This is a genomic window from bacterium, assembly GCA_021372535.1.
Taxonomy (GTDB): Bacteria; Latescibacterota; Latescibacteria; order Latescibacterales; family Latescibacteraceae; genus JAFGMP01.
On record JAJFUH010000080.1, the window covers coordinates 1 to 5111 of the forward strand.

Here is a 5111-nt window from a genome sequence, read left to right on the forward strand (position 1 = left end):
ACTGTTTATCAGCTCTGATTTTAAACCGATTATATATAATACTTGTTATTATTCTTGTGCTGAGCGCCCTGATGGGCTGTTCGAAAACGGTGAAAAAAGAGTCGGAAGTCGATACTATTAAAAATCACTATCTGAGCGGGCTTCAGAAACTCGACAAAAAAGACTTTAAAGGCGCCGAAGAGGATTTTAACCGTACTGTCCGGCTTGATAAAAAATCCCCTGTGGGATATACCGGGCTTGCTCTGCTTGAAATGGAGCGTTCCGATTATAAACGAGCCCTGAAAATGGTGAATAAAGCCATTGAATATGACCCGAACAGTGTGGATGCCCTGATAACACGGGGCAGAATTATCACTGCGCGGGAGAAAGATGGGTGGTTTGACGATGCCCGGGCATCGTTTACCAGGGCGCTTGCCATTGCGGCGGACAACGATGCAGCCCTCTTTTATTGTGCTGAAAGTTATCTGAAATCCCTTGATTTTACCGAGGCTCTTAGCTGGTATGGCCAGGCAGTGAAGAAGAATGGTCCGCTGAAAGACCGGGCCGCGGCGAAATACGCTCTGGTTAAAAGAATTATCGAGGTCGATCCGGTATCAGAGATAGGGAAACAGAAGTGTCTTCTCGATAAAATCACTCGCGCCGATCTATGCGAGTTCCTTGTCGAGGAATTTAAAATCAAAGCGCGCGTGGAACATCACCAGCCTACGGTTTTTGAGAAAATTTACGGGGATAACCTTTCCCGGAAGAAAGCAAAAGAAATCACTCCCTCCGATATCAGTTCTGCTGGAGCAAAACAGAGCATTCTGGATGTCATTCCGCTTCATATATCCGATATCGATATTTTGCCCGGCGGCCGGTTTTATCCATCCAGAAATGTTACCCGCGCACAACTTGCCATGGTTGTACAGGGAATTCTGGTTCTTCTCCGTGATGATTCGTCTATTGCCACACGATATGTAGGTACCGAATCTTTATTTCCAGATGTCCGCCCGGATTATTACGCATATAATGCCGTGATGCTTTGTGTGAACGAAGACATCATGAAACCTGTATCACCAGACAATGAATTCAATCCCGATGCTCCTGTCAGCGGTGTCGATGTTATCGGCACGTTTCAAAACCTTTCCGCGGTTCTCGAATAATCCTGCCTTTTTCTGTTTCCGGTATTATTGCTTCGGCGAATAAATATCGATACCACTATAAAAACAGATACTGAATCAAGTTCGGTATGACGTCATCCGATGTCACTGTTTATCCACCGGAGCAATAATCAAAGATTCCCCGCTGCCGGTGTCGTGAAAACACTGTTACATGTTTTTTCATATCCTGCAGATTTACTGTTTTCCGGATAACCGGGATAATTATAAGTAAAAAAGTCCGGTAGTCATATCATCACTCCGGATAGAATAAGAACAATGCATTTCTGTATAAATGCTGCATTCGGTTTCAAATCGACCGGTATGTTTTGAGTGTGAACGGATTTCTGTGAATCAACCTGTGCAATGGCATGGTAAATAACATATAAAATTTAAAAAAATGCTTGCTTTGAGTTGATTAAAAATTATTTTTCTTAAAGTAACATGATTTGGTCAGGATATTATAATCAACAAAAATGATAAAAAAGGATTACCGATGCTGTAGTAATATATGGAAAAACACTGCTCAATAGTCCGGAGGAACCAATGAAAAACACTGATTTCCCCCGCAACAGTGGTATCTGGGTACTGTTTCTGATTATTTTGAGTTCTCTTCTTTTTGCTTCGTGCGGCGGTGGCGGTGACTCTGCCACCTCTCCCAATGATGGATCACCCCAAACAAGCATTGTTCACGGCCGTGTATCCGATAAAAAAAACAACCGACTCGCCGGTGTAACTATCACACTTTCAGGCAACGGAATCACGAAAACTGCCATATCGGATTCTACCGGTGAATTCTCGATTCAGGATGTCCCCGACGGAACCTATACGGTCACTCCCTCTCAAGGTTCGAACGTTTTCGAGCCCTCAAATATGACAATAACCGTCAGGGGAGCCGATGTGGGTGGCTGTAATTTCTTTCTTGGAGAGGCTGGCCTGACCAATAATGGAGCCGGAACCGCCTGTGAAGGTACTCTTTCGGTTTCGGGCAGAGTTATTGACTATCAGGGTAAAAATTTTGGCGGTGTGCAGGTATTGCTTACATTGAACTGGAACACGGTTCTTCAGGCGACAACCGATTCTCAGGGACATTATACATTTATCAATATCAGAAAAGAGTATTACCGTTTGAAAGTGCCGATAGAAGGATACTATCAGGAAAACGAATATATGATAACGGATTTTCAGGATACCGTGAACCTTGTCCTCGATGATATTGTCGAATACCCATCGAACATCATGTACGATGTCTCCGGTCGGATACTGTACGAGTCATCGAATAAAGGAGTATCGGGAATTACTCTCTGGCTTTTACAGCCTCCGGATAATATCATCGTCGCAGAGGACGTTACCGATACGGATGGCACGTATTTTTTTCATGACATCAAAGCAGGTTCTTATGTCGTGGAAACGGTAAAACCTTTCTGTTCGATAGATCCTGACAAACAGTCGGTAACCGTGAAAAACGCGAATGTCACGAATATCAATTTCATCGCAAAGGAAAATGATGTTCGAATCAATACGATTTACGGCACGATCACCGATGACCGGGGTAACGGTGTCGGCTCGGTACAGGTGTGGCTCGTATACGAGGACGGCTCCAGTGTTTATGTTCTCTCCGATACATCGGGTAACTACAAATTTACCGATATGCCGGATGGGGCTTACACGGTAGTGCCCGCGTTGGCCGGTTATGTCTTTACTCCCGGGCAGATCGGTGTAACCGTATCAGGAGGTTCCTCCAAATCCGGAATCGACTTTACCGTGGTGAAGGAAAGCGGAGCAATCGTTGCGAGTGTCACAGGTCGGGTTGTTGACTCTGACGGTAACGGTATTCCGGGAGTGATAAGCGCCTATTTTTCGGAGAATGAGTATCGCACGTCAACTGCGGACAGTAACGGTAACTATACGATCACAGCCCTTACCGCAGGCGAATGGTGGATTATTCCCGAAATGAAAGGATATATGTTCGAACCCGACCATCGGGCGGTAATTGTCACCGAATCGAAAACGTACACCGTTGATAATTTTGTAGCCACAAAAACCGAGGTCATAAATACATACACGGTCAGCGGCACTATCCGGGATTCGAAGGGGACCGCTATTTCAAATGTAACCGTACGGCTTTCCGGCTCGGGCAAATCGCTGGATGCGGCCACGGATTCAAAGGGAGTGTACTCATTCACGTCAATTCCGAACGGAACATACACTGTCATGCCCACATTGGCAGGATATATATTCAATCCTTCGCAGACCGAAATAACTACCTCCGGCACCGATAAAGGCGGTGTCGATTTCACCGGGACAAAGGAAAGCGTTTCCATCACGGCAACCGTAACAGGCAAGGTCGTGGATTCCTCGGGGAACGGTGTGCAGGGAGTCCTCATAACCGCCTCATTGTCGGGAACGAGCTCACAGACCGCGACAACCGCAGCAGACGGAGGATTCACCCTGTCGTCCCTGACAGCAGGCAACTGGCGTTTGATACCGCAGAAGGACGGGTATTCCTTATCACCGACCGAGCGAACGGTGTCGGTCACCGAATCGAAAACGTACACGGTCGATATCTTTGTTGCCACGAAAACCGAGGTCATAAATACATACACGGTCAGCGGAACTGTCCGGGACTCGAAGGGGACCGCGATCTCTGATGTTACCGTGCGTCTTTCCGGCTCGGGGAAAACGGTCGACGCAACAACGGATGCGAACGGGAAATATTCGTTCAAGTCAATACAGAATGGCTCGTATACAATCACGCCCATTATGACCGGTTTTACCTTCAATCCACAACAGAGCAGTGTGACAGTCTCCGGCGCCGATAAAGGCGGCGTCGATTTCACCGGAACAAAGGAAAGCGGGGAGATCGCCGCGACTATCACAGGCAGGGTTGTGGACACTTCGGGAAAAGGAGTCGAAGATATTCCAGTTCACGCTGAAAGCTCCCAGGGTGCCGTAGCAGATACGAATACCGATGCAAACGGTTCTTTCGCCCTTTCGGGAATCGCAGCCGGGGACTGGAATGTTGGTGCTGACTCTGACCGTTTTGAATTTTACCCGCTTTATGTCAAGATTGAAATCACTGAATCGAAAACATACTCGGCCGGTACGTTTAAAGAGGGAGAGTATTGTGTTGAGGGATATACCGTCAATGAACAGGGATATGGTATGTCCGGAGTTACTGTCCGGCTCTCCAGCTCGGGTAATACTCTTGAAAAACAGACAATCAATTATGAAGATTTTCAGGTATATGGTGTATTTATTTTTGAAGTTCTTCCCGGCACGTATACGGTAACGGCATCCCTGAGCGGATATACTTTCAGGCCGGAGTCATACACTGTTTCGATCAGCAATGAAAGTTCATTACTTAACATTTTCATTGCAACGAAAGATGGAGAGAAACCGAAATGGGCGGGAACCCATAAGTATCTGCCCCTTGCGGAAGGTAACACATGGGTGTATGAATGTAAAAGTAAAGGTCTTTTAACCGGAAGCGAATCAGTCGAAGAGACAACGTCCAGGGTTGTCGGTATGGAAATACTGGAATCTCTGTATGAAAACAGCCAAAGTCTGTTCAGAGAATTCTGGAAAGTAGAAGGTAAGCACTCTGGTGAAGATAATCTACGGATTGAAGATGATAATCTTTACAGATTTTATCAGGGTGCTCTCGTCCTGAAACCGATACCGGGACGTTCTTCTCATGCACGAACGGCGCTTGCAGTGCAGGAAGATATGCCGAATATCAAATTCAATGCATCACCGGGAGAATATTGGACGGTTTATGATAAAGACTGGGGAGAGTTTCGTGAGTGGATAATTTGCGCATACATTGGTGAAGAAACCATGGGTGTGCCGGCAGGCACTTTCTCCAGGTGTAAGCATTATCAATATACCCAGATGATTCAGGATAAAAACGATGAGAAACCGAATAGTATATCGGAATCTCATATATATTTTGCCCCGGATGTTGGAAAAGTT

General features: G+C 46.1%; 2 protein-coding genes. Both read left to right on the forward strand.

Annotation, left to right across the window (positions count from 1 at the left end; all coding sequences use genetic code 11):
• Positions 1-71 precede the first annotated feature (71 nt).
• Entirely contained in the window at positions 72-1142 is a 1071-nt protein-coding gene (locus tag LLG96_08000) for an S-layer homology domain-containing protein (GenBank protein MCE5250148.1), read from the forward strand.
• Between the two features lie 540 nt (positions 1143-1682).
• Positions 1683-5111 (forward strand): carboxypeptidase regulatory-like domain-containing protein (locus LLG96_08005; protein MCE5250149.1); only part of this gene is annotated, 3429 nt, incomplete at its 3' end.

Coding starts and splice junctions, on each gene's coding strand:
- LLG96_08000 (MCE5250148.1), top strand. CDS start 72: ATGGGCTGTTCGAAAACGGTGAAAAAAGAGTCGGAAGTCGATACTATT.